Source organism: Pseudonocardia nantongensis, from assembly GCF_046546495.1.
GTDB classification, from domain to species: Bacteria; Actinomycetota; Actinomycetes; order Mycobacteriales; family Pseudonocardiaceae; genus Pseudonocardia; species Pseudonocardia nantongensis.
Map to the genome: position 1 here is coordinate 374,304 of NZ_JBKGXT010000001.1, position 24,719 is coordinate 399,022.

Genomic DNA, 24,719 nt, shown 5'->3' on the forward strand with positions numbered 1-24,719 from the left:
GCCACCGTTCCCCCGTGGTCGGTCCCGGTGCGATCGGTCCCGGTGTGATCGATCATCGTGTGCCCCCGCCCCTCCTCGCCGGTGATGCCGAGGTTAGGGCTGCGGGCGCCTGTCGTGGATCGGCGCGGAGGACGAGATCGGGGCCGGGACCGCCTCGTCCGCGCGGACGAGCGGGGCCCGGGGCAGCACCGCGCGGACCGTCCAGCCGGGGCCGCCGTCTGGGCCCGCGTGCAGGCCGCCGCCGAGCAGCGCGACCCGCTCGTGCATGCCGACCAGACCCAGCCCGGAGCCGTGCCCGTCCGGCCGGTGACCGGGGGCCGGGCCGTCGTCGACGATCTCGACCGACACCTCCGACGGCCGGTGCTCGACCCGGACCCGGGTGGGTGCGGGGCCGGCGTGCCGGAGCACGTTGGTCAGCGCCTCGGTGAGGATTCGCTGGGCGAACAGCTCGGCGTCGCCGGGTGGCTCGGCCGGTGTCCCGACGACGTCCACGGTGACCGGCAGCCCGGCCGTCCGCGACCCGGCGAGGAGGCGGCCGACCCCGGCGTCGTCGAGCACCACCCCGTCCGGTTCGGGGGTGAGCCCCGCCAGCTCCGGCAGCGCGGCGGCGACCCGGCGGCCGGAGTCGTCGATGTGCGCGAGCGCCGCGGCCCGGTCGTCCGGGTCGGTCGCCATCCGCGCCGCCCCGGCCTGCACCGCGATCGCCGAGACGTGATGGGCGACGACGTCGTGCAGGTCGCGGGCGATCCGCAGCCGTTCCCGCGCCACGGCGTCCCGGTTGCCGGCCTCGGCCAGGTCCCGGTGCCGTCGCTCGTCGTCCCGCCGGTGCCGGCGGAGCAGGATCCCGGCGATCCAGAGCGGCAGCGCCCCGAGGCAGGCCAGGGCGAGGAAGCCCGCGCCGCCGACCGTGTTCTGCGGGTAGCCGAACACGAGGGCGCCCGCCAGCCAGGTCAGCGTGGAGACGCTGATCGCGGGGCCGGACCACCGGGGCCGGGCCTGCGTCGAGGCCCCCCACACCAGCAGCAACCAGGACCCGTCGGCGATCGCGTTGGTGGCACCCAGCGCGGCGGCGAGCACGGTGCCGACCCCGGCGAGCAGCACGGCGGGCACCGGCGCCGTCCGCCACCAGGCGACCAGCGCGAACTGACACGCGACCACGAGGAGCCCGGGCGCGGACCCGAGCGGCAGGTCGAAGGTGTCGAAGACCCGATCGACCGCCGGATCGCCGACCGTCGGGTACGGCAGCGCGGCGAGCGGCAGCGCGACGACGAGGAGCGCCGCCGTCGCGACCAGACCGGCCCGGTCCGGCAGCGGCAGGGCGAACCTGCGCCGGTCGCCGGCCGGATCCGGCGGAGCGGTGGCCCTCGGCGGGGCGTCCGGGTCGTCGGGGGTGCGGAGGACCCCGAGCACCCGGCGCATCGCGGCCAGCACCGAGCGGGCCTGCTCGCGCAGTTCACGCAGCTCGGTCTCGGACGGCGGGGTGCGGTGCGACGCGTCCTCGGGCGCGGCCGGGCCGTAGCACCGGGTCCGGTCCACCAGCCGGTGCAGACCGGTCAGCACCCCGCGGCCGATCTCCTCGGCGATCCGGGCCCGCTCGGTGCGCAGCGCCGCCGACCGGCGGACCCGCTCGGCCTCCCGGCGTTCCCGCTCGGCCTGCCGGGCGGTGGCCCGGGTGTAGCGCCCGGCGACCCCGCCGGCCAGCACGAACACCCCGAGCACGGCTCCGCCGCCGACCGCGGCACCGGCGGCGGTGCCCGGGTCCCCGATCGTCTGCAGCCCGACCAGCGCGTACCCGGCGAGCGAGCCGAGCCAGGGCACCAGCAGCCACCCGGCCGCCCGTCCCGGCGCGCGACCGACCGCGTGCGCGAGCACCGCCCAGACGTAGGTCCCGGGGACGCCGACGGCCGCGTACTGGCCGACCGCGACCACCGCCAGCAGCGCGAACGCCCGGCGCGGGCGCCGGCGGCGCAGCAGCACCAGCGCCGCCTGGGCGGTGGCGAGCAGCGTCCCGACCACCGCGCCGGCCGGGCCGGGGAGCAGGCTCGGGACGGTGGCGACCCCGTCGCCGCGGGCGGCGATGACCTCCATCAGGGCGGCCAGCAGCACCGTCACCGCGAGCGCCGCGTCCACGGCCGGCGACCCGGGCAGCGGGCCGGGCCGGGGGACGCGCGGCTCAGCCGCCGGCGGCGTCGGCGGCGCGTCCATCGGGGTTCCCGACCAGTCCGTGCTCGTAGGCGAACACCACCAGCTGGACCCGGTCCCGCAGGTCGAGCTTGGTGAGCAGGTTCGAGACGTGCGTCTTCACCGTCGTCGGGCCGAGCACCAGCCGGTCGGCGATCTCGGCGTTGGACAGGCCGGCCGCGACGAGCCCGAGCACCTCGCGCTCCCGCTCGGTCAGCGCGCCGGCCGGCCCGTGGTCCGGAGCCGGGTCGGCGGGCACGAAGGAGCCGACCAGCCTGCGGGTCACCGAGGGCGCGAAGAGCTCGTGGCCCGCGTGCACGGTGCGCACGGCGACCTGCAGGTCCTCCGGCTCGACGTCCTTCAGCACGAACCCGGAGGCTCCGGCGCGCAGCGCGTCGTAGACGTGCCGGTCCAGGTCGAACGTGGTCACCACCAGCACCCGGATCGCCGGGTCGCGCACGGCCCGGATCCGCCGGGTGCCCTCGATCCCGTCGGTGCCCGGCATCCGCACGTCCATCAGCACGACGTCCGGGCGCAGCGACTCGGCCAGCTCGGCGGCCGCGCCGCCGTCCGCGGCCTCGCCGACGACGTCGATGTCCGGCGCGGCCGCCAGCACCGTCCGCAGACCCGCCCGCACCACCGCCTGATCGTCGGCCAGCACCACCCGCACGCTCACGTCCGCCATCCTGGCACGCGGGCGGCCCCGGCCCGGACCGCTGGTACCCGCCCGGTACGCTGAGCCGGACCTGCGCACCGCCCTGCGCGGCGGGTGCGCACCCGCACCGGAGTGCCCGTCCGCGCCGCCCGTCCTCCCGGGGCCGGGCCCACGGGCCCGGCGGGGGACCGGCGACATCGACCCGATCAGGAGAGCGCGCACGTGGCGACCACGAACGACCTGAAGAACGGCCTGGTCCTGAACATCGAGGGCCAGCTGTGGTCCGTGACGTCGTTCCAGCACGTCAAGCCGGGCAAGGGTGGTGCGTTCGTACGCACCACCCTGAAGAACGTCATGTCCGGCAAGGTCGTCGACAAGACGTTCAACGCCGGCACCAAGGTGGAGACGGCGACCGTCGACCGGCGGGACATGACCTACCTGTACCGCGACGGCACCGACTTCGTGTTCATGGACGGCGACACCTTCGACCAGCTGTCGATCTCGGAGAAGGCCGTCGGCGACGCGGCGAAGTACCTGCTGGAGAACTCCATCGCGCAGGTGTCGCTGCACGAGGGGGAGCCGCTGTTCGTCGAGCTGCCGACCTCGGTCGAGCTGGTCATCTCCCAGACCGACCCGGGCGTGCAGGGCGATCGCTCCACCGGCGGCACCAAGCCGGCCACCCTGGAGACCGGTGCCGAGATCCAGGTCCCGCTGTTCCTGGAGTCCGGCACCAAGGTCAAGGTCGACACCCGGGACGGCCGGTACCTCGGCCGTACGAGCTGACGTGCGCGCACGCACCAAGGCCCGCAAGCGGGCCCTGGACATCCTCTTCGAGTCGGAGGCGCGCGGCGAGGCACCGCTGGAGGTGCTGACCGCGCGCCGCGAGACCGACGACGCGCCGCCGGTGCAGGACTACGCCGGCCGGCTGGTGGAGGGCGTGGCAACCCACCGGGAGCGGATCGACCAGCTGCTCTCCGAGCACGCCGAGGGCTGGGCCGTGGACCGGATGCCGGCCGTGGACCGCGGGCTGCTGCGGATCGGTGTCTACGAGCTGCTCTGGGTGGACGACGTGGACGACCCGGTGGCGATCACCGAGGCGGTCGAGCTGGCCCGGACGCTGTCCACGGACGACTCCCCGCGCTACGTCAACGGCGTGCTCGGCCAGATCTCCGACATCGCCGAGCACCTGCGCGCCACCCTGTAGCTACCCGAGCCCTGCCGCTACCTCAGGTCGACGACCACCTTCACGTCGTCGTCGACCGGGGTGAGTGCCTCGGTCCAGCGCTCCAGCGGCACCCGCCGGGTGATCATCCGGGCCAGCCAGGACGGGTCGGCGGCGGCCAGCGCGTCCGCCGCGGCGCGGTAGTGCCGCAGGTTCGCGTTCACGCTGCCGACCACCACGTCGTTGTCCAGCACCAGCTCGTCGTTGAACGCCCCGGGCGACAGTGACACCGTGCGGTGCGAGCCGGACAGCCCGGTGAGCACCGTGACCGCGTTCGGCCCGGTGCGGCCCAGCACGTCGAAGATCAGCGCGCCGGCCCCGGTGCACTCGAGCACGACGTCCGGAGCGAGGTCGTCGGGCAGCGAGCTGTGGTAGGTCGCGCCCAGGTCACGGACCAGACCGGGTTTCGGTCCGCTGGTGACCCGGTCGAGCACGTGCACCTCCAGCCCACGCTGCACCCCGAGCAGCGCCGCGAGCAGCCCGACCGGCCCGGCACCGGTCACCAGCACGGTGCGCGGGTCGAACACGGCGCGGGAGCCGACCCGCTCGGCCTGCTCCCAGGCCTTGGCCAGCACCGACGCCGGTTCGGTCAGCACGGCGAGGTCGCCCAGCCGGTCGTCCGCGCGGACCGCGAACGCGGCGGGCACCGTCCAGCGCTGCGCCCCGTACCCGTCGAGGCCCTTGATGCCCCGCTCGGTGAACCGTCCGTTGCGGCAGAAGTCCCACTCGCCCGCCGCGCACGGCGGGCACGGCACCGGGTCCGGCCTGCGGACCACCCCGACGACCAGGTCGCCGGGGGAGAGGTCACCGCCCTCCGGCGCGTCCAGCACCCGGCCCAGGGACTCGTGGAAGCCGACCATCTCCTGGGCCCCCGGCGGCAGCTCACCGTGCCCGCCGTGCACGACCTCCCGGTCGGTGCCGCACACCCCGACGAGCAGCCCCTCGACGAGCAGCTCCCCGTCGCCGGGGACCGGGTCGTCGCGGTCGGACACCCGGGAGTGCCCGGGCGCGCCGGGAACCAGCGTCGCCGCCTTCACGACGCCACCTCCGAGCGGGTCTCCCGGTGCCGCTGGTGCCGCCCGCGCCCGGCCCCGGACCGGCTGCCCCACAGCAGCGCGGCACTGTTGGCCAGCCCGAGATGGGAGAACGCCTGCGGGAAGTTGCCCAGGAACCGCTCGCCGTCGTGCTCCTCGGCCAGCAGGCCCACGTCGTTGACCAGTCCGGCCAGCCGTCCGAACATCGCCTCGGCCTCCTCCCGGCGCCCGGCCAGGGTCAGCGCGTCGACGTACCAGAACGAGCAGATCAGGAACGCTCCCTCCCGGCCGGACAACCCGTCCACCGACGACGGGCCCTCCCCGGTGGTGTAGCGCTCCACCAGATCGTCGCGCTTCAACGCCCGGCTCACCGCGTCGAGCGTGCCGAGGACGCGCGGGTCGTCACCGGGCAGGAACCCGACCGACGGGATCAGCAACGTGGCCGCGTCGAGCTCGGTCCCGCCGTAGTACTGGGTGAAGGAGCCCAGCTCCTCGTCGAAGCCCTGGTCGAGGACCTCGGCGTGCACCTCGTCGCGCAGCTGCTCCCACCGGTCGGCCGGGCCGTCCAGCCCGTAGTCGCGCACGGCGCGGACCGCCCGGTCGAAGGCGACCCAGACCATCACCCGGGAGTGGGTGAAGAACCGGTCCGGCCCGCGGACCTCCCACAGCCCCTTGTCCGGCTGCTGCCAGATCTGCTCCAGGTGGGTCACCATGCTGCGCTGCAGCGCCCACGCCTCGGCGTCGGGTTCCAGGCCGCGTTCCCGTGCCAGGTGCAGCGCGTCCATCACCTCGCCGTAGACGTCGAGCTGGCGCTGCCGGTGGGCACCGTTCCCGATCCGGACGGGGCGGGCGCCGTGGTAGCCGGGCAGCCAGTCGGCCTCCCACTCGTGCAGGTGCCGCTCGCCGCCGACGCCGTACATGATCTGCACGTCGGCGGGGTCGCCGGCCACCGAGCGCAGCAGCCAGTGCCGCCAGGCCGCCGCCTCCTCCCGGGCGCCGAAGTCGTCCAGCGCGAGCAGGGCGAACGTGGCGTCGCGCAGCCAGCAGTACCGGTAGTCCCAGTTGCGCTGCCCGCCGGGTACCTCCGGCAGGGACGTGGTGGGCGCGGCGACGATGCCGCCGGTCGGGTCGTAGGTCAGGGCCTTGAGCGTGACCAGGGAGCGGCGCACCAGCTCGGCGTGCGGGCCGTCGTAGTCCACCCGGGAGATCCACCCGGCCCAGTACCGCTCGGTGGCGTCGATCGTGGCGTACGGGTCGACCGGCGCCGGTGGGTGGTCGACCGACCCGGCCCACTCCAGCACCCACGCGTAGCGCTCGCCCGCGCGCACCACGACGGTGGTCTCGTGGGCGCGCTCGCCGGGGACCTTGGCCGGCAGCGGGTCGCCGCGCAGGCTCACCGCGTGCGGGCCCGCCACGGCGGTGACGGCGCCGTTCCGGGTGCGGACCCACGGTGTCGCCTCGCCGTAGGCGAACCGCACGACCCAGCGCACCCGCACCTCGACCGTGCCGGACACACCCTCGACGACGCGCACCAGCTCGGGGCTGTCGTCGTCGTCGTGCGGGTGCGGGGTCATCGAGTCGACCAGCCGGACCGTGCCGTCGGCCGTGTCGAACTCGGTCTCGAGCACCAGCGAGCTGGCGCGGTAGCGCCGCCGTACCCGCGTGATCTCGGCGGTGGGGGCGATGCGCCAGTACCCGGCGTGCTCGTCGCCGAGCAGCCGTCCGAGGCAGGACGGGCTGTCGAACCGCGGCAGGCAGAGCCAGTCCACCGAGCCGTCGCGGCCGACCAGCGCGGCGGTGCGCAGGTCGGAGAGCAGCGCGTAGTCCTCGATGCGGCCGGGCGGGGATCCCATCGCGGCGACGCTACCGCGCAACCGGGCTCGGCACCGGGCGCGTCACCCTTCCCCTGGGACGCGTCCGGTGCGTCGCCCGCGCCTCACCCGACCCCGTGGCCGGGCCGCGCCTCGGGCGGGAGCACCCCCCACTCGATGAGCTGGTCGGTCAGCTCACCCGGGGACATGTCGTAGATGATCGCGAGCGAGCGCAGGTCCTCGGCGCGGATGGAGAGCACCTTGCCGTTGTAGTCGCCGCGCTGGCTCTGGATGGCCGCGGCGTAGCGGGCCAGCGGGCCCACCTTGTCCGCGGGGAGCTGCTGCAGCCGCTCCAGGTTGATCACGATCTTGGTCGCGGGCTCGCTGCCGGACGGGATGCGCCCCTCGGGGAGGAGCTCCGCCACCGGGACCCCGTAGAAGTCGGCCAGCTCGGCCAGCTTCTGCACGGTCACGGCACGGTCCCCACGCTCGTACGAGCCGACGACGACGGCCTTCCAGCGGCCCCCGGACTTCTGCTCGACCCCGTGCAGCGACAACCCCTGCTGCTGCCTGATCGCCCGGAGCTTCCCCCCGAGCGCCTTGGCGTAGTCGCCCATCGATCCCCTCGTTCCTGACGGTCCGTGCCGGCCCGGTCGCCGGCGGCCACCTGCTCACCGGTGGTCCGGGTCGTCGCCCCTGTGGGTGGTCCCCGGCCGGGGCACCGGTTCCGGTCCGGGCGACGCCGTCCGGTCCGTCCGGTCCGTCCGGCCGACGCTGTGCGTCACCGCACACCTGCACGTTCCCTGATTGATACGGAGAGTAATCCTCCGGGTCCGGTCCGGCGCGGTCAAGTTCGACCCCCTGCTCGGGGGGTTGACGCGCGCTTTCCCACACGAACGGGGCAGCGCTCATCCCTCGTCAGCGGTAGCGCTGGGTACCCGGGGACCGGCCGGGGCACTCGCCCCTGTGGGTACGGTGGGCAGAAGCGGGTATCGCAAGCAGTCGGGCGCTGCGACCGGCCCGACTGCGCATCGTGACCGTAACGTGATCTCCTGTGAGGGATCGCGGTGTGGTCCGGGTCGCTGTGTGACCCGGCGCGGCCGGGCCATCGCCGGGCCGCCGTGGTTGCTAGGTTGGGAACCGCTCGACCGTCCTTTAAGACCCGTCCGGTGAGGCGGGGAAGGAGTACATCCTCGTGGCGCAGAATCGCCGCGGGGACGTCGGTGCCCAGCACTCCGGGCGGGAGCAGCATCCCGGCCGGGAACTGCTCTCCGCCGCCGACGTCACCCGCACCATCGCGCGCATCGCGCACCAGATCATCGAGAAGACCGCGTTCGGTGCCGACAACCCGGACGAGCTCGTCCTGCTCGGCGTCCCCACCCGCGGCGTCCATCTCGCCCACCGGCTGGGCGCCGCGATCACCGACTTCGCCGGTGTCGCACCGGCCGTCGGGTCGGTGGACGCCACGCTCTACCGCGACGACCTGCGCCGCGGCCCGGCCCGCGCGCTGGAGTCCACCGCGATGCCCGAGGGCGGGGTGGACGACAAGCTGGTCGTGCTCGTCGACGACGTGCTGATGTCCGGCCGGACCACCCGCGCCGCGCTGGACGCGCTGCGCGACGAGGGCCGCCCGCGGATCGTGCAGCTGGCCGTGCTCGTCGACCGCGGGCACCGGGAGCTGCCGATCCGTGCCGACTACGTGGGCAAGAACGTCCCCACCTCGCGCACCGAGCAGATCCTGCTGTCGCTGTCCGAGATCGACGGCAGCGACGGCGTGTGGATCACCCAGGAGACCGGGGAGGACGAGGCGTGAGGCACCTGCTCACGGTCGCCGACCTCGACGCGAGCGCCGCCACCGCCCTGCTCGACACCTCCGACCGGCTGCGCCAGGCACTGCTCGGCCGGGAGGTCCGCAAGCTGCCCACGCTGCGTGGCCGCACCGTGATCACGATGTTCTACGAGAACTCCACCCGGACCCGGGTGTCGTTCGAGATCGCCGGCAAGTGGATGAGCGCGGACACCGTGAACGTGTCCGCCTCCGGCTCGTCGGTGTCCAAGGGCGAGTCGCTGCGCGACACCGCGCTGACGCTGTCCGCGATGGGCGCCGACTGCGTGATCGTCCGGCACCCCGCGTCCGGTGCGGCGCACCGGCTGGCGCACTGGGTGGACGCCCAGCGCTCGACCGACACCGCGACCGGCCCCGACACCGCGACCGGCTCCGCTTCCGGCTCGGACCCGGCGCTCGGTCCCGGCACCGCCGTCGTCAACGCGGGGGACGGGACGCACGAGCACCCCACCCAGGCGCTGCTCGACGCGGCCACCCTGCGGGACCGGCTGGGCGGGATCGCCGGGCGCCGGGTCGCGATCGTCGGCGACGTCCTGCACAGCCGGGTCGCGCGCTCGAACGTGCTGCTGCTGGCCACCCTGGGCGCCGAGGTGGTGCTCGTCGCGCCGCCGACGCTGCTGCCCGCCGGGGTGGAGCAGTGGCCGTGCCGGGTCTCGCACGCCCTGGACGCCGAGCTGCCCGCCGCCGACGCGGTGATGATGCTGCGCGTGCAGGCCGAGCGGATGCACGGCGGCTTCTTCCCGTCCGCACGCGAGTACGCGATCGGCTACGGGCTGTCCGAGGACCGCGCGAAGCTGCTGCCCGGGCACGCCACCGTGCTGCACCCCGGTCCGATGATCCGCGGCATGGAGATCGCCCCGGCGGTCGCCGACGCCCCCAACTCCGCAGTGCTGGCCCAGGTGCGCAACGGCGTGCACGTCCGGATGGCCGTCCTCTACCACCTGCTCGCCGGAGCCGCCGAATGAGTCGGGACAGCGTGAATCGAGACAGCATGACCGATCTGCTCATCACCGACGTCCGGCCTTACGGCGAGGACCCGGTCGACGTCCTGGTCACCGACGGGGTCGTCGAGACCATCGGGACCGGGCTCACCGCCCCCGCGGGCGCCGAGGTGCTCGACGCCCGGGGCGCCGTGCTGCTGCCCGGCTTCGTCGACCTGCACGTGCACCTGCGCGAGCCCGGTGGCGAGGAGTCCGAGACGATCGAGACCGGGTCGCGGGCCGCCGCGCTGGGCGGGTTCACCGCGGTCTTCGCGATGCCGAACACCGACCCGGTGGCCGACTCGGACGTCGTCGTCGAGCACGTCTGGCGGCGTGGGGCCGAGCTCGGCCTGGTCGACGTGCACCCGGTCGGCGCCGTGACCGTCGGCCTCGGCGGGGAGCGGCTGGCCGAGCTGGGCATGATGGCCGGCTCCCGGGCCGCGGTCCGGATGTTCTCCGACGACGGCCGCTGCGTGCACGACCCGCTGCTCATGCGCCGGTCCCTGGAGTACGCCTCGACGCTGGACGCGGTGATCGCCCAGCACGCCGAGGACCACCGGCTCACCGGCGGCGCGCAGGCGCACGAGGGCGCGGTCGCGTCCCGGCTCGGGCTGGCCGGCTGGCCCGCCACCGCCGAGGAGACGATCGTCGCCCGGGACTGCGCGCTGGCCCGCGAGGCGCGCGCGAAGCTGCACGTCTGCCACATCTCCACCGCCCGCACGATCGAGGTCCTGCGGACCGCGAAGGCCCAGGGCGTGCGGGTCTCCGCCGAGGTCACCCCGCACCACCTGCTGCTCACCGACGGCCGGCTGACCACCTACGACCCGGTGAACAAGGTCAACCCGCCGCTGCGCACCGCGGACGACACCCGCGCGATGCGCGAGGCGCTGGCCGAGGGTGTGATCGACGTCGTCGCGACCGACCACGCCCCGCACGCCGCGCAGTACAAGGACACCGAGTGGCAGGCCGCGAAGCCTGGGATGCTGGGCCTGCAGACCGCGCTGTCGGTGCTGGTCGAGACGATGGTCGAACCGGGCCTGCTGGACTGGCACGGCGTCGCGCGGGTGCTCGCCGAGCGCCCGGCCGAGATCGGGAACCTGCCGGATCAGGGCCGCCCGATCGCGGAGGGCGAACCGGCGACGTTCGCGCTGGTGGACCCGGACGACGTCTGGACGGTCCGCGGCGCGAACCTGGCGAGCAAGGCGGCGAACACGCCGTACGAGGGAATGCGACTGCCCGGAACGGTGGTCGCCACGGTGCTGCGTGGGCGCATCACCGCGCGGGACGGGAAGGTACTGGGATGAGCACGACCATGACCGCGGTGCTGGTACTCGAGGACGGGCGGATCTTCCGCGGCGAGGCGTACGGAGCCGTCGGGCAGACCCTGGGCGAGGCCGTGTTCACCACCGGCATGACCGGCTACCAGGAGACGCTGACCGACCCCTCGTACCACCGCCAGATCGTGCTGGCGACCGCGCCGCAGATCGGCAACACCGGCTGGAACGGCGAGGACGACGAGTCCGGCGGGATCCAGGTCGCAGGCTACGTGGTGCGCGACCCGGCGCGGCGCGCGTCGAACTGGCGCTCGACCGGATCGCTGGAGGACGCGCTGCGCGGCCAAGGCGTCGTCGGCGTCGCCGGGATCGACACCCGGGCAGCGGTCCGGCACCTGCGGGAGCGCGGCGCGATGCGCGCCGGGATCTTCTCCGGCGAGGCGCTCGCCGCCGACGAGGCGCTGGTCGAGCGGGTCCGGCAGAGCCCGCCGATGGAGGGCGCCGACCTCTACGGAGCCGTCACCACCGCGGAGCCCTACGTGGTGCCGGCCGTGGGGGAGCGCCGGTTCGTGGTCGCCGCGCTGGACGTAGGGATCAAGTTCAACACCCCGCGGATGATGGCCGCACGCGGCATCGAGGTCCACGTGCTGCCGGCGTCGAGCACGATCTCCGACATCGACGCGCTGCGCCCGGACGGGTTCTTCCTGGCCAACGGCCCCGGCGACCCGGCCACCGCGGACGGTCCGGTCGCGCTCACCCGGCAGGTGCTGGAGCGGCGGATCCCGCTGTTCGGGATCTGTTTCGGCAACCAGATCCTCGGGCGCGCGCTGGGCCGGTCCACCTACAAGCTCCGCTACGGGCACCGGGGCATCAACATCCCGGTCGTCGAGCACGCCACCGGACGGGTCGCGATCACCTCGCAGAACCACGGTTTCGCCGTCGCAGGCGAGCCGGGCGAGGAGTTCGGCACCCCCTACGGCCGCGCGCGGATCACCCACACCTGCCCGAACGACGGCTGCGTCGAGGGCATGGCCGGGATCGATTTCCCGGCGTTCAGCGTGCAGTACCACCCGGAGGCCGCCGCGGGCCCGCACGACGCCGCGGACCTGTTCGACCGGTTCGTGACGCTCATGACCGACAACCCGGTCGGCTACGGCGGCGTCGCCGGGCAGCGTCCGGAGGGCGCGGCCCCGGTGCCCTACCCGCAGCCGGAGGACCTGCCGGACGGCGACCCCGCCGCACCGTCGGCGACCCCGGCCACCCCGACCCCGGTGACCCCGGCGGAGCCGGTCGCCCCGGGGGGTCTCCCGGCGGCCGCGTCCGCGCCGGCGATGACCGAGCAGCCCTCGGGGACCGCGCCGCCGTCGTCGACGGCGGTCCCGTCGGTCGACCTGCACCCGGAGGCGCCCTCGCCGTCCTCCGGAGGCGCGGCGCCGATCGTGCCGCACAGCCCCGAGGAGCCGCTGCCGGCCGACACGGGTGACGCCACGACCCGGCTCCCGGTCACCCCGCCCGGCGGCAGCCCGGCCGCCGTGGCGGCCGAGCCACCGACCGGGCGGATGGCCGCCGTCGGGCGTCCGGGCACGCCGGACCCGCTGACCGCGCCGTTCTCCGACATCGAGAACGCGTTGCGCCGGGACAGCGGGCTGCCCGCGCACCCGGCCCCCGCCGGCGACGGCGACCCGGACGTGGCGGACGACGCCGCCGCACCCGAGGCGGACCCGGTGACCGGCCGCGCCGGGCCGGTCGACGACCGGCCCTGGCCACCGGCCCCACCGCGGGACCCGTCCCGGAACCCGTCCGACGAGCAGGCCCGGACCGGGCAGGAGGACCACTGATGCCGCGCCGCGACGACATCGGCCACGTGATGGTGATCGGCTCCGGGCCGATCGTCATCGGCCAGGCCTGCGAGTTCGACTACTCCGGCACCCAGGCCTGCCGGGTCCTGCAGGCCGAGGGCATCCGGGTCTCGCTGGTCAACTCCAACCCGGCGACGATCATGACCGACCCGGAGTACGCCGACGCGACCTACGTCGAGCCGATCACCCCGGAGTTCGTCGAGAAGGTCATCGCGGCCGAGCGTCCGGACGCGATCCTGGCGACGCTGGGCGGTCAGACCGCGCTGAACACCGCGATCGCGCTGCACGAGAACGGGGTCCTGGAACGCTACGGCGTCGAGCTGATCGGGGCCGACGTCGAGGCCATCGAGCGCGGCGAGGACCGGCTCAAGTTCAAGGACATCGTGACCGGCGTGGGCGGCGACGTCCCGCGCTCGCGGGTCTGCCACTCGATGGACGAGGTCCGCGCGGCCACCGGCGAGCTGGGCCTGCCGGTCGTCATCCGGCCCTCGTTCACCATGGGCGGGCTCGGCTCTGGCATGGCGCACTCCGACGACGAGCTGGAGCGCCTGGCCGGCGCGGGCCTGGCCGCGTCCCCGGTCACCGAGGTGCTGATCGAGGAGTCGGTGCTCGGGTGGAAGGAGTACGAGCTCGAGCTGATGCGCGACCACCACGACAACGTGGTCGTCGTCTGCTCGATCGAGAACCTCGACCCGATGGGCGTGCACACCGGTGACTCGATCACCGTCGCGCCCGCGATGACGCTGACCGACCGCGAGTACCAGCACATGCGTGACGTCGGCGTCGCGGTGCTGCGCGCGGTCGGGGTGGACACCGGCGGCTGCAACATCCAGTTCGCGGTCCACCCGGAGACCGGGCGGCTGGTCGTGATCGAGATGAACCCGCGTGTCTCGCGGTCGAGCGCGCTGGCGTCGAAGGCCACCGGGTTCCCGATCGCGAAGATCGCGGCCCGGCTGGCGGTCGGCTACACCCTCGACGAGATCCGCAACGACATCACCGGCGAGACCCTCGCGGCGTTCGAGCCGACGCTGGACTACATCGCCGTCAAGATCCCGCGGTTCGCGTTCGAGAAGTTCCCCGGCGCCGACCCCGAGCTGACGACGACCATGAAGTCGGTCGGCGAGGCGATGGCGCTGGGCCGGTCGTTCCCGGAGGCGCTCGGCAAGGCGCTGCGATCGATGGAACGGGCCCGGGCCGGGTTCTGGACCGCCCCCGACCCGGAGGGCGAGCCCGAGTACACCGTCCCGGTCGACGGTCGCATCTACGAGGTCGAGCGGGCGCTGCGCTGCGGCCAGTCGGTCGACGACGTCGCCAAGGCCTCCGGCATCGACCCGTGGTTCGTCGACCAGATCGCGCTGCTCGGCGAGCTCCGCGCGGAGATCGAGGCCGCGCCGGTGCTCGACGCCGGCCTGCTGCAGCGGGCGAAGCGGTACGGGCTGTCGGACCGGCAGCTCGCCGTCATCCGGCCGGAGTTCGCCGGCGAGGACGGGGTCCGCACGCTGCGCCACCGGCTCGGGATCCGGCCGGTCTACAAGACGGTCGACACCTGCGCCGCCGAGTTCGCGGCGAAGACGCCGTACCACTACTCGGCCTACGAGACCGACCCGTCGGCCGAGTCCGAGATCGCACCGCAGACCGAGAAGCCGAAGGTGCTCATCCTCGGATCCGGGCCGAACCGGATCGGGCAGGGCATCGAGTTCGACTACTCCTGCGTGCACGCGGTGCTGGCGCTGCGCTCTGCTCCCGACGACTCCGCCCCGGACAGCGACACTGCCGGCTTCGAGACCGTCATGGTCAACTGCAACCCGGAGACGGTGTCCACCGACTACGACACCGCGGACCGGCTCTACTTCGAGCCGCTGACCTTCGAGGACGTCCTCGAGGTGGTGCACGCGGAGCAGGAGTCCGGCACGGTCGCCGGGGTCATCGTGCAGCTCGGGGGGCAGACGCCGCTCGGGCTGGCGCAGCGGCTCACCGAGGCCGGGGTGCCGGTCGTCGGGACCTCAGCGGCGGCGATCGACCTGGCCGAGGACCGCGGCGCGTTCGGCGAGGTGCTCCGCAAGGCCGGGCTGCCCGCGCCGGACTTCGGCATGGCCACCAGCTTCGACGGGGCCCGGGAGATCGCGTCCCGGATCGGCTACCCGGTGCTGGTGCGGCCGTCCTACGTGCTCGGCGGGCGCGGCATGGAGATCGTCTACGACGAGGCGACGTTGGCCGGCTACATCGCCCGCGCGACGACCGTCTCGCCGGACCGCCCGGTGCTGGTCGACAAGTTCCTCGACGACGCCATCGAGATCGACGTCGACGCGCTGTGCGACGGCGAGGAGGTCTTCCTCGGCGGCGTGATGGAGCACATCGAGGAGGCCGGGGTGCACTCCGGCGACTCGTCGTGTGCGCTGCCGCCGATCACCCTGGGCCGCTCGGTGCTCGACAAGGTCCGGGAGGCCACCGCCGGGATCGCGCACGGCGTCGGGGTCCGCGGGCTGCTGAACGTGCAGTACGCGCTGCACGGCGACGTGCTCTACGTGCTGGAGGCCAACCCGCGGGCGTCCCGGACGGTGCCGTTCGTGTCCAAGGCGACGTCGGTCCCGCTGGCCAAGGCCGCCGCCCGGATCATGCTCGGCGCCTCGATCGCGGACCTGCGGAGCGAGGGCCTGCTGCCGGAGAGCGGGGACGGCGGCACACCGCCGGTGGACGCGCCGGTGGCGGTCAAGGAGGCGGTGCTGCCGTTCAACCGGTTCCGCAACGCCGCCGGTCAGGGCGTCGACCCGCTGCTCGGCCCTGAGATGAAGTCCACCGGCGAGGTGATGGGTTTCGACGCCGCGTTCGGCCCGGCGTTCGCGAAGTCGCAGGCCGCCGCGTACGGATCGCTGCCGACGGCGGGCAAGGTGTTCGTCTCGATCGCCGACCGGGACAAGCGGGCGATGGTGTTCCCGGTGCGCCGGCTCGCCGACATCGGGTTCGAGGTGCTGGCCACCGAGGGCACGGCGGAGATGCTGCGCCGCAACGGGATCCCCGCGACGATCGTGCGCAAGCACAGCGAGGGCTCGTCCAAGGAGACCCCGACGATCGTGGACACGATCCTGGCCGGCGACGTCGACCTGATCGTCAACACGCCGGTCGGGCAGGCCGGCCCGCGGGTGGACGGCTACGAGATCCGGGCCGCCGCGGTCTCCCGCGGGGTGCCGTGCATCACCACGGTGCAGGGCGCCGCGGCCGCCGTGCAGGGCATCGAGGCGCTGGCCTCGGGCGGGCTCGGCGTCCGGTCGCTGCAGCAGGCGCACGCGGCCCTGCGGTCGGAGACCGCCCCGGCGGTACCGCGGTCGGAGACCGCCCCGGCGGCACCGCGGTCCGGGTCGTGACCGGGTTCGGGGTCCGGCTGCTCGGCGCGGTGCGGGAGTCGGGCCCGCTCTGCGCCGGCGTCGACCCGCATCCGGCGCTGCTCGCGAAGTGGGGCCTGACCGACGACGCCGACGGCCTGGCCCGGTTCGCCGATGCCTGCCTGACCGGGTTCGCCGGTTCGGTGGCGGTCGTGAAGCCGCAGTCGGCCTTCTTCGAGCGGCACGGCGCGGCCGGGATCGCGGTGCTGGAACGGTTGCTGGCCGGGTTCGCGCAGTCCTCGACGCTGACCCTGCTGGACGCCAAGCGCGGCGACATCGGCTCGACCATGGACGGCTACGCGGACGCCTACCTGCGGGTCGGTGCGCCGCTCGGGGCGGATGCGCTGACCCTGTCGCCGTACCTGGGCTTCGGCGCGCTGGAGCCGGCGTTCAGTGCCGCCCGGGAGGCCGGGCGCGGGGTGTTCGTGCTGGCCCGCACGTCCAATCCGGAGGGTGCCCCGGTCCAGCTGGCCGAGTCCGGCGGGGTGTCCGTGGCGCAGGCGATGGTCGATGCCGCGGCAGCCCGCAACGCCGGGACGCCGGACTGCGGGGACGTCGGCGTCGTCGTCGGCGGGACGCACGAACACGGTCTGGACCTGTCCACGCTGCACGGGCCGGTCCTGGTGCCCGGGCTGGGCGCGCAGGGCGCCACGCCGGCCGACGTCGTCGCCCGGTTCGCCGGCACCACGGGCCCGGTGCTACCGGTCGCGGCGCGTTCGGTGCTCGCAGCCGGGCCGGACCCGGTCGCGCTGCGGGACGCCGCCCGTACCCTCGCCGACGCCCTCGCCTCGGCCCACGCCGGCTCGCGCTGACCCCGGCCGCCCGGCCCCTCTCGGGCTCGGCTCCCGGCCCCCGGGCCCGCCCAGCGGCTCCGAGGGGCAACTTGGGGCCCCGGTAGAGGCGAGGGTGCCCCTCGGGACACCGGCGGCGCCGTGGGCACGGCGGTGTCGGGGCCCGGGGCATCTGCGCGCGCCGGGGCGCCGGTGCTTCGCTGCGGGGCGCCGGGGGAGGGTCGGCGCGCGCCGTGCGGTCGCCCCGCCGGGCCGGCGACCCCGGGCGCAGCGGGACCGCCGCCGGGCGCGTACCGGACGGGTGCGCAACGCCCGCCGGGTCGGGTCCTGCGCCGACCTCACATCGTGGTGCGCCCGGTGGCACCCGACGCGCCGTGTCCCGGCGTGCCCATGATCACCTTCCGGGCGACGAATCCGGTGGTGGGACCCCCATTGGCGCGCCCGTGCAGGTCGTGGGTACGTTCGTCGCGAAGCCGGGGGTGGTCCCCCGGACGGGTCGGTGCGACCCACCCACCCGACCGCCGCCACCGATCCGGTGGCGGGGACGACACGGAGAGTACGGAGGAACACCGTGGCCCTTCCCCAGCTGACCGAGGAACAGCGCGCCGCAGCGTTGGAGAAGGCCGCGGCCGCGCGCCGGGCCCGGGCCGAGCTGAAGGACCGACTCAAGCGCGGAGGCACCACCCTCGAGGAGGTGCTCAAGCAGGCGGAGACCGACGAGGTGCTCGGCAAGATGAAGGTCTCGGCGCTGCTCGAGGCGCTGCCGAACGTCGGCAAGGTCCGCGCCCAGCAGATCATGGAGGAGCTGGAGATCGCGTCCAGCCGCCGGCTGCGCGGTCTCGGCGAGCGTCAGCGCAAGGCGCTCCTCGAGCGCTACCCGAGCTGATCCGGCGGCCCCTGTGACCGGATCTTCCACCGCTGTGCCCACCGACGGGACCGGACGCCCGGCCCGCGGCCGCCTGCTGGTCCTGGCCGGGCCGTCCGGGGTGGGGAAGAGCAGCGTGGTCGCGGGGCTGCGCGCGGCGTTGCCGGAGCTGCGGTTCAGCGTGTCGGCCACCACCCGGCCCGCCCGGCCGGGTGAGGTCGACGGCCGGGACTACCACTTCGTCGACCGGGCCGGGTTCGACGCGCTGATCGAGCGCGGCGAGCTGCTGGAGTGGGCCGAGGTGCACGCCGGGCTGCAGCGCTCCGGCACCCCCCGTGCCCCCGTGGAGGAGGCCCTCGACGCGGGCCGACCGGTCCTGGTGGAGGTCGATCTGCAGGGCGCCCGCTCGGTGAAGCGGGTGCTGCCGGAGGCGGTCACCGTGTTCGTCGCACCGCCGTCGATGGAGGAGCTGGCCCGCCGGCTCACCGATCGCGGCACCGACACCCCGGAGCAGCGGCAGCGCCGGCTGCGCACCGCCATCGAGGAGATGGGCGCGCAGCAGGAGTTCGACGTGGTCGTCGTCAACGACGACCTGCAGGCCGTGATCGGCCGGTTGGTAGCATTGGCGGTCGACCGCAACGCCGTCTGATGGCCCCGGTCCCCCTTCCGCTTCAGGAGTGAGTACGTGAGCACACCGACCGGCACCACCGCCCCCGAGGGCATCACCTACCCCCCGATCGACGACCTGCTCAGCCAGGTCAGCTCGAAGTACGCGCTGGTCATCTACGCGGCCAAGCGCGCCCGCCAGATCAACGACTACTACTCCCAGCTCGGCGAGGGCCTCCTGGAGTACGTGGGGCCGCTGGTCGAGCCGGGCCCGCGCGAGAAGCCGCTGTCGATCGCCATGCGCGAGATCCAGTCCGGCATGCTCGAGCACACCGAGGGCGAGTAGCACCGGCACCGATGCCCGACCCCAGCACGCTCCCCGAGGTCCTGCTCGGCGTCTCCGGCGGGATCGCGGCCTACAAGAGCGCGGAGCTGCTGCGGCGGCTGACCGAGTCCGGGCACGCCGTGCGGGTGCTGCCCACCGAGTCCGCGCTGAAGTTCGTCGGCGCCGCCACCTTCGAGGCACTGTCCGGCCGGCCGGTGGCCACCGGGGTGTTCGACGACGTGCCGCACGTGCCGCACGTCGCGCTCGGTCAGCGGGCCGACCTGGTCGTCGTGGCGCCGGCCACCGCGGACCTGATGGCGCGGATGGCGCACGGCCGCTCCGACGACCTGCTCACCGCCGCGCTGCTCACCGCCCGCTGCCCGGTGCTGCTGGCCCCGGCGATGCACACCGAGATGTGGGAGCACCCCGCCACCCGGGACAACGTGGCGCTGCTGCGCTCCCGCGGCACCGTCGTCCTGGAGCCCGCGTCCGGCCGGCTCACCGGCTCGGACACCGGCAAGGGGCGGCTGTCGGACCCGGCCGAGATCTTCGACCTCTCCCGGCTGCTGCTGGAACGCCCGGACGCGCTGCCCCGTGACCTGGCGGGACGGCACGTCGTCGTCAGCGCCGGCGGGACCCGCGAGCCGCTGGACCCGGTCCGGTTCCTGGGCAACCGCTCGTCCGGGCGGCAGGGCTGGGCGCTGGCCCGGGTGGCCGCGCAGCGCGGCGCGCGGGTGACCCTGGTCGCCGGGAGCACCGCCGACCTGGGCGTCCCGGCCGGCGTGGAGATGGTCTCCGCCGGCACCGCGACCGGGATGCAGACCGCCGTCCGCGCGGCCGCCGCGACCGCCGACGCCGTCGTGATGGCCGCCGCCGTCGCCGACTTCCGGCCGGTGGAGCAGGTCGCCGACAAGATCAAGCGTGGGGACGACGAGCCCGCACCGCTGCGGCTCGCCCAGAACCCGGACATCCTGGCCGGCTTGGTCCGCGACCGCGCCCGGCCCGACCAGGTCGTCGTCGGGTTCGCCGCCGAGACCGGTGACGCCGACGGTGACGTGCTGCACCACGGCCGTGCCAAGCTCGCCCGCAAGGGCTGTGACCTGCTGATCGTCAACGCCGTCGGGGACGGCAAGGCGTTCGAGGTCGGCGACAACGCCGGCTGGCTGCTCGGTGCCGACGGCGGTGAGGAAGAACTCCCGAACGGCTCCAAGGCACTGCTCGCGTCCCGGGTGTGGGACGCGGTGGCCGCCCGCCTGTCCTGAGCCCCTGCTCCAGGCGAACGGCGCCCGTCCCGGGATCGGGGCGGGCGCCGCCGTCGTCGTCGGAATCAGCCCTCGTCGGAGAAGAAGTCCTCCGTCGTGCTGCGCTCGGCCGACGAGCTCGGTGCCGTCGAGCTGCCGGACCGCTCGGCGCTCTCCTCGCCGGACGGCGAGGAGGACGGGTCCGAGCCGGTGCCCTCGTCGTCGGCGCTCGGGGACGGGGTCGACGACGGCTCCGAGCTGCTGGGGGACGAGCTGCTGGGGGACGAGCTGCTGGGAGACGAGCTGCTGGGAGACGAGGTGCTCGGGGCGGAGCTGCTGGGGGAGAGCTCGTCGTCGGACTCGGTGCCGTCGGTCGTGTTCGACGGCGCGCTCGACGAGGTGGAGACGTAGTCCGCGACGGCCCAGCCGCCGAACTCGGGGAGCTCCACGAACTCGCCGTCGGTCGAGCCGACCGAGGTGGACTCGCCGCGCTCGCAGACGCCGACGATCGGGGCGGTCTCGCTGGGCTCCGAGCGGACGTTGACGCTCGAGGTGCAGGTGCCGGTTCCGGCCGCCGATGCAGTGCCGGCAATCACACCGGTGGCGGTGACGCCCGCGATCGCCAGGGCGCCGAGGATGGCGGTGATCCGCCGGGGGTTCGGCTTCATGGTGGGCAACCTCCGTGCCGGGGTGGCAGCCGGGGAAGCCGCCGCGTTCGTACTGGTCCGTGGCCCCCGGCCCGGACGGGCGGGGGTTCCTGCACCGCCCAACGAGTGGCGGCGCGACCGATTCGTGACCGGCGCGTCAATCACCCCATCCAGCGACGCTCGGTAGCCGAGATTCGGGGCGAAATGACGCTGTGTGTGCGAGTTTCGTCATGTGCCGTCCCGTACGGGGCCCCGATCTGGACTAGGGTGGCCAGCCAGAGGTCGAACCGATTCTCGGATCGGCCCGCACGAGCGCGGTCGCAGCAATGCCCGCGCGGAGCCAGTGACGTCAACCGGATGGAGATTCAGCGCGTGTCGAACACGAGCCGACGCCTGTTCACGAGCGAGTCGGTGACCGAGGGTCATCCCGACAAGATCTGCGACGCGATCAGCGACTCGATCCTCGACGCGATGCTCGAGCAGGATCCGAGCAGCCGCGTCGCGGTCGAGACGCTGGTGACGACCGGCCAGGTGCACGTCGCCGGTGAGGTCACGACCAACGCCTACGTGGAGATCCCGAAGATCGTCCGCGAGCGGATCCTGGAGATCGGGTACGACTCGTCGGCGAAGGGCTTCGACGGGGCGTCCTGTGGCGTCAACGTCGCCATCGGTGCGCAGTCCCCGGACATCGCCCAGGGCGTCGACACCGCGTACGAGAAGCGCGTCGAGTCCGCCGAGGACGAGATCGCCAAGCAGGGTGCAGGCGACCAGGGCATGATGTTCGGGTACGCCTGCGAGGACACCCCGGAGCTCATGCCGCTGCCGATCGCGCTCGCGCACCGGCTGTCGCGCCGGCTGACCGAGGTCCGCAAGAACGGCACGCTGCCCTACCTGCGCGCCGACGGGAAGACCCAGGTCACCATCGACTACGAGGGCGACAAGCCGGCCCGTCTCGACACGGTCGTGCTGTCCTCGCAGCACGCCGCCGACGTCGATCTCGACGGGATGCTCACCCCGGACATCCTCAAGCACGTCGTCACCCCCGAGGTGGAGGCGCTCGGCTGGGACCCGGCGCAGCCGAAGCTGCTGGTGAACCCGACCGGCCGGTTCGTGCTGGGCGGGCCGATGGGTGACGCCGGCCTCACCGGCCGGAAGATCATCGTCGACACCTACGGCGGCATGGGCCGGCACGGCGGCGGCGCCTTCTCCGGCAAGGACCCGTCGAAGGTGGACCGCTCCGCGGCGTATGCCATGCGCTGGGTGGCGAAGAACGTCGTCGCCGCCGGCCTGGCCGGCCGGGCCGAGGTCCAGGTCGCCTACGCGATCGGCAAGGCAGCCCCGGTCGGGCTGTTCGTCGAGACCTTCGGCACCGAGAACGTGGACCCGGCCAAGATCCAGTCGGCGATCAACGAGGTCTTCGACCTCCGCCCGGCCGCGATCGTCCGCGACCTGAAGCTGCTGCGGCCGATCTACGCGCCGACCGCGGCCTACGGTCACTTCGGCCGGACCGACGTCGACCTGCCGTGGGAGGACACCTCCCGGGCGGACGCGCTGAAGTCCCTCGCCGCGAACTGACCCCTCGCTGCAGCCCTGTGGCCGGGTCCGTCCCGCGACGGACCCGGCCACAGGTGTCTCCGGCCCCGGCCCCGTGGCTCGTCCTCCCGGGCCGCCCCCGTGGCTCCGGTCCTCCCGGCCTCGGGCCTCCCCGCTTGGTCCCCTCGCTGCGAGGGGCACCCTCGGGGCTCCGGCGGAGACCGGGTCGCCCCTCGGGACACCGGACGGGCCGTCGCATCGGGGTACGTCGGTGGCGTCTGATAGACCCTGGGCGTGAGCACCCCGGCCCCCCGCACCGCGCCCCGTGCCCGGCGTGCCCCGCGGGACCGCGGCGAGTGGAAGCCGGCCGCGGTGCTGCCGGTGGCGCGGGTCGTCGTCGACGTGCCGCTGCCGCACCTGGACCGGCCCTTCGACTACCGGGTGCCCACCCACCTCGACGAGGCCGCCGTGCCCGGCGTGCGGATCCGTGTCCGGTTCGCCGGGCGGATGGTCGACGGCTTCCTGCTGGAGCGCGCCGAGGACTCCGCGCACGGCGGGAAGCTCGCCTGGGTGGACAAGGTCGTCTCCGCCGAGCCGGTGCTGACCGCGGAGGTGGCCGGGCTGGCCCGCGCGGTCGCGGACCGCTACGGCGGCGTGCTCGCCGACGTCCTGCGGCTCGCGGTCCCGGCGCGGCACGCCCGGGTCGAGTCGGAGAAGCCCCGGGACCGCGCGGACGAGGACGTGTCCGCGCCGGACCGGAGCGGCTGGGCGGCCTACCCGCGGGGCGCCGCCCTGCTGGACGCGCTCGCCGGCGGCCGCGCCGCGCACGCCGTGTGGCAGGCGCTGCCCGGCGAGGACTGGCCGGTCCGGCTCGCCGAGGCCGCCGCGGCGACCCGGACCGCCGGCCGGTCGGCGCTGGTGGTGGTGCCCGACCAGCGCGACGTCGACCGGTTGCACACCGCGTGCGCCGCGCTGCTCGGCGACGACGCCGTCGTCGCGCTGACCGCCGAGCTCGGCCCGGCCGAGCGCTACCGGCGCTGGCTGGCGGTGCGCCGGGGCGGTGTCCGGGTCGTGGTCGGGACACGGTCGGCGGCGTTCGCACCGCTCGGTGAGCTCGGGCTGCTGGCCGTCTGGGACGACGGTGACGACTCGCACGTCGAGCCCCGCGCCCCGTACCCGCAGGTCCGTGACGTGCTGGTGCTGCGGGCGCACCGGGAGGGCGCGGCGGTGCTGGTGGCCGGGTTCGCCCGGACCGCCGAGGCGCAGATGCTGGTCGACGCCCGCTGGGCCAGCCCGGTCGTCGCGGACCGGGCCACCGTGCGGGAGCGCGCGCCACGGGTCACCGCCATCGGCGAGTCGGACACCCAGCTGGTGCGCGACCCGGCGGCGCGCGCGGCCCGGATCCCGGGGGTGGCGTTCGAGGCGGCCCGGGCGGCCGTCGCGGCAGACCGGCCGGTGCTGGTGCAGGTGCCCCGCTCGGGCTACCTGCCGTTCCTGGCCTGCGCGACCTGCCGGGACGCGGCCCGCTGCCGGCACTGCGCGGGCCCGCTCGGGCTGCCCCGGCCGGGCTCGGCCGCGTCCCGCACCGGTGCTGGGCCCTCCGGCGCGCGCGGGGGTGGGCCGGACGACGCCGCCGCGGGCCTGCCCGCCTGCCGCTGGTGCGGCCGGGCCGAGCCCGGGTTCCGCTGCGGGCAGTGCGGGTCCCGGCGGTTGCGGGCCGGGGTGATCGGGGCCGGGCGCACCGCGGAGGAGCTGGGCCGCGCGTTCCCCGGGGTTCCGGTGCGCACCTCCGGTGGTGGTGCGCCGGTCCTCGACGAGGCGGGGGAGGGGCCCGCGCTGGTCGTCGCCACGCCCGGCGCGGAACCGGTGGCGGCCGGCGGCTACGGCGCCGCGCTGCTGCTCGACGGCTGGGCGATGCTGGCCCGGCCGGACCTGCGGGTCGCCGAGGAGACACTGCGCCGCTGGTTCGCCGCCGCGGCCGGGGTGGTCCCGCACGCCGAGGGCGGCCGGGTCGTCGTCGTCGCGGACTCGGCGATCCCGACGGTGCAGGCGCTGGTCCGGTGGGACCCGGCCGGGCACGCCGAGTCCGAGCTGGCCGCGCGTGCCGAGGTCGGGTTCCCGCCGGCCGTGCGGATGGCGGCCGTGGAAGGTCCGCCGGACGCGGTCGCCGAGCTGTGCGACGCCGTGCTCGACCCGGACCGCTACCCGCCGGACGGTGTCGAGCTGCTCGGACCGGTGGAGATCGACCCACCGGAGCGGCCCGGTGCCGCCGACCCCGGGATCCGGGAACGGGCGCTGCTGCGGGTGCCGCGCCCGGCCGGGCGGCGGCTTGCCGCGGCGCTGCACGACGCGCAGGCGTTGCGGACCGCGCGCAAGGCCACGGAGACCGTGCGGGTGCGGCTGGACCCGCAGGAGATCGACTGACGCCGGACCGGGCCGCGGGACACGCGCGTCGCCGCTCGCCGGGGG

The 24,719-nt window shown here is 74.8% G+C and carries 19 protein-coding genes and 1 pseudogene; 15 read left to right on the forward strand and 5 right to left on the reverse strand.

Features of this window, described 5'->3' with window-relative positions; translation table 11 throughout:
• Positions 1 to 93 precede the first annotated feature (93 nt).
• Positions 94 to 2,205: an ATP-binding protein gene (locus ACLFMI_RS01640; protein ID WP_410945884.1), complete on the reverse strand. Its 2,112-nt coding sequence runs from the start codon at positions 2,203 to 2,205 to the stop codon at positions 94 to 96.
• The gene (locus ACLFMI_RS01645; protein WP_410945885.1) at positions 2,174 to 2,866 is read right to left on the reverse strand and encodes a response regulator; all 693 of its coding nucleotides are present in this window, start codon (positions 2,864 to 2,866) and stop codon (positions 2,174 to 2,176) included. Before ACLFMI_RS01645 ends, ACLFMI_RS01640 begins: the two co-directional genes overlap by 32 nt.
• 192 nt (positions 2,867 to 3,058) lie before the next feature.
• Between ACLFMI_RS01645 and efp the strand changes: the two genes are divergently transcribed.
• Positions 3,059 to 3,619, forward strand: a complete 561-nt coding sequence (gene efp / locus ACLFMI_RS01650; protein ID WP_410945886.1) for an elongation factor P — start codon at positions 3,059 to 3,061, stop codon at positions 3,617 to 3,619.
• Between the two features lies 1 nt (position 3,620).
• Positions 3,621 to 4,040, forward strand: coding sequence for a transcription antitermination factor NusB (gene nusB, locus ACLFMI_RS01655; RefSeq protein ID WP_410945887.1), 420 nt, complete (start codon positions 3,621 to 3,623; stop codon positions 4,038 to 4,040).
• A 17-nt stretch (positions 4,041 to 4,057) separates the two neighbouring features.
• Here the strand turns inward: nusB and ACLFMI_RS01660 are convergent, their stop codons facing one another.
• The 3 genes from ACLFMI_RS01660 to bldD all read right to left on the reverse strand — a co-directional run bounded on the left by ACLFMI_RS01660 (position 4,058) and on the right by bldD (position 7,520).
• Complete coding sequence (locus ACLFMI_RS01660; protein ID WP_410945888.1) at positions 4,058 to 5,095, reverse strand: glucose 1-dehydrogenase; 1,038 nt, start codon at positions 5,093 to 5,095, stop codon at positions 4,058 to 4,060.
• Entirely contained in the window at positions 5,092 to 6,945 is a 1,854-nt protein-coding gene (locus ACLFMI_RS01665) for a glycoside hydrolase family 15 protein (protein WP_410945889.1), read from the reverse strand. The genes ACLFMI_RS01660 and ACLFMI_RS01665 overlap by 4 nt, the downstream gene beginning before the upstream one ends.
• Before the next feature lie 83 nt (positions 6,946 to 7,028).
• Positions 7,029 to 7,520: a transcriptional regulator BldD gene (gene bldD, locus ACLFMI_RS01670; protein ID WP_410945890.1), complete on the reverse strand. Its 492-nt coding sequence runs from the start codon at positions 7,518 to 7,520 to the stop codon at positions 7,029 to 7,031.
• 578 nt (positions 7,521 to 8,098) lie between these two features.
• On the opposite strand from bldD, the gene pyrR reads away from it, so the two are divergent.
• The 13 genes and pseudogenes from pyrR to ACLFMI_RS01735 all read left to right on the forward strand — a co-directional run bounded on the left by pyrR (position 8,099) and on the right by ACLFMI_RS01735 (position 24,674).
• Positions 8,099 to 8,716, forward strand: coding sequence for a bifunctional pyr operon transcriptional regulator/uracil phosphoribosyltransferase PyrR (gene pyrR, locus ACLFMI_RS01675; RefSeq protein WP_410945891.1), 618 nt, complete (start codon positions 8,099 to 8,101; stop codon positions 8,714 to 8,716).
• Positions 8,713 to 9,714: an aspartate carbamoyltransferase catalytic subunit gene (locus tag ACLFMI_RS01680; protein WP_410945892.1), complete on the forward strand. Its 1,002-nt coding sequence runs from the start codon at positions 8,713 to 8,715 to the stop codon at positions 9,712 to 9,714. Before pyrR ends, ACLFMI_RS01680 begins: the two co-directional genes overlap by 4 nt.
• A 26-nt stretch (positions 9,715 to 9,740) precedes the next feature.
• The gene (locus ACLFMI_RS01685; protein WP_410945893.1) at positions 9,741 to 11,033 is read left to right on the forward strand and encodes a dihydroorotase; all 1,293 of its coding nucleotides are present in this window, start codon (positions 9,741 to 9,743) and stop codon (positions 11,031 to 11,033) included.
• 8 nt (positions 11,034 to 11,041) lie between these two features.
• A pseudogene (gene carA / locus ACLFMI_RS01690) lies at positions 11,042 to 12,136 on the forward strand (glutamine-hydrolyzing carbamoyl-phosphate synthase small subunit); the annotation flags it as partial.
• Between the two features lie 704 nt (positions 12,137 to 12,840).
• Positions 12,841 to 16,224: a carbamoyl-phosphate synthase large subunit gene (gene carB, locus ACLFMI_RS01695; protein WP_410945894.1), complete on the forward strand. Its 3,384-nt coding sequence runs from the start codon at positions 12,841 to 12,843 to the stop codon at positions 16,222 to 16,224.
• Positions 16,221 to 17,054, forward strand: a complete 834-nt coding sequence (pyrF, locus tag ACLFMI_RS01700) for an orotidine-5'-phosphate decarboxylase (protein ID WP_410945895.1) — start codon at positions 16,221 to 16,223, stop codon at positions 17,052 to 17,054. The genes carB and pyrF overlap by 4 nt, the downstream gene beginning before the upstream one ends.
• A gap of 550 nt (positions 17,055 to 17,604) precedes the next feature.
• The gene (gene mihF, locus ACLFMI_RS01705; RefSeq protein ID WP_410945896.1) at positions 17,605 to 17,919 is read left to right on the forward strand and encodes an integration host factor, actinobacterial type; all 315 of its coding nucleotides are present in this window, start codon (positions 17,605 to 17,607) and stop codon (positions 17,917 to 17,919) included.
• Between the two features lie 34 nt (positions 17,920 to 17,953).
• On the forward strand, positions 17,954 to 18,547 hold the full coding sequence (gene gmk / locus ACLFMI_RS01710; RefSeq protein WP_410945897.1) for a guanylate kinase: 594 nt from the start codon (positions 17,954 to 17,956) through the stop codon (positions 18,545 to 18,547).
• Between the two features lie 36 nt (positions 18,548 to 18,583).
• Positions 18,584 to 18,850, forward strand: a complete 267-nt coding sequence (gene rpoZ, locus ACLFMI_RS01715; protein ID WP_085913899.1) for a DNA-directed RNA polymerase subunit omega — start codon at positions 18,584 to 18,586, stop codon at positions 18,848 to 18,850.
• An 11-nt stretch (positions 18,851 to 18,861) separates the two neighbouring features.
• Entirely contained in the window at positions 18,862 to 20,091 is a 1,230-nt protein-coding gene (gene coaBC / locus ACLFMI_RS01720; RefSeq protein ID WP_410945898.1) for a bifunctional phosphopantothenoylcysteine decarboxylase/phosphopantothenate--cysteine ligase CoaBC, read from the forward strand.
• A 96-nt stretch (positions 20,092 to 20,187) separates the two neighbouring features.
• Complete coding sequence (locus ACLFMI_RS01725; RefSeq protein ID WP_410945899.1) at positions 20,188 to 20,481, forward strand: hypothetical protein; 294 nt, start codon at positions 20,188 to 20,190, stop codon at positions 20,479 to 20,481.
• 608 nt (positions 20,482 to 21,089) lie between these two features.
• Positions 21,090 to 22,292 carry a methionine adenosyltransferase gene (gene metK / locus ACLFMI_RS01730; protein WP_410945900.1) on the forward strand — a complete coding sequence of 401 codons (1,203 nt, stop codon included), beginning with the start codon at positions 21,090 to 21,092 and terminating at the stop codon, positions 22,290 to 22,292.
• Positions 22,293 to 22,544: 252 nt separating this feature from the next.
• Positions 22,545 to 24,674 (forward strand): primosomal protein N', encoded by a 2,130-nt coding sequence (locus tag ACLFMI_RS01735; RefSeq protein WP_410945901.1) that lies wholly within the window; start codon positions 22,545 to 22,547, stop codon positions 24,672 to 24,674.
• Positions 24,675 to 24,719 lie beyond the last annotated feature (45 nt).

What these genes read in the sequence shown, in the direction of transcription:
- ACLFMI_RS01665 (WP_410945889.1), bottom strand. Translation starts at nt 6,945, where the DNA reads ATGGGATCCCCGCCCGGCCGCATCGAGGACTACGCGCTGCTCTCCGAC.
- ACLFMI_RS01645 (WP_410945885.1), bottom strand. Translation starts at nt 2,866, where the DNA reads ATGGCGGACGTGAGCGTGCGGGTGGTGCTGGCCGACGATCAGGCGGTG.
- carB (WP_410945894.1), top strand. Translation starts at nt 12,841, where the DNA reads ATGCCGCGCCGCGACGACATCGGCCACGTGATGGTGATCGGCTCCGGG.
- ACLFMI_RS01685 (WP_410945893.1), top strand. Translation starts at nt 9,741, where the DNA reads ATGACCGATCTGCTCATCACCGACGTCCGGCCTTACGGCGAGGACCCG.
- bldD (WP_410945890.1), bottom strand. Translation starts at nt 7,520, where the DNA reads ATGGGCGACTACGCCAAGGCGCTCGGGGGGAAGCTCCGGGCGATCAGG.
- coaBC (WP_410945898.1), top strand. Translation starts at nt 18,862, where the DNA reads ATGCCCGACCCCAGCACGCTCCCCGAGGTCCTGCTCGGCGTCTCCGGC.
- ACLFMI_RS01640 (WP_410945884.1), bottom strand. Translation starts at nt 2,205, where the DNA reads ATGGACGCGCCGCCGACGCCGCCGGCGGCTGAGCCGCGCGTCCCCCGG.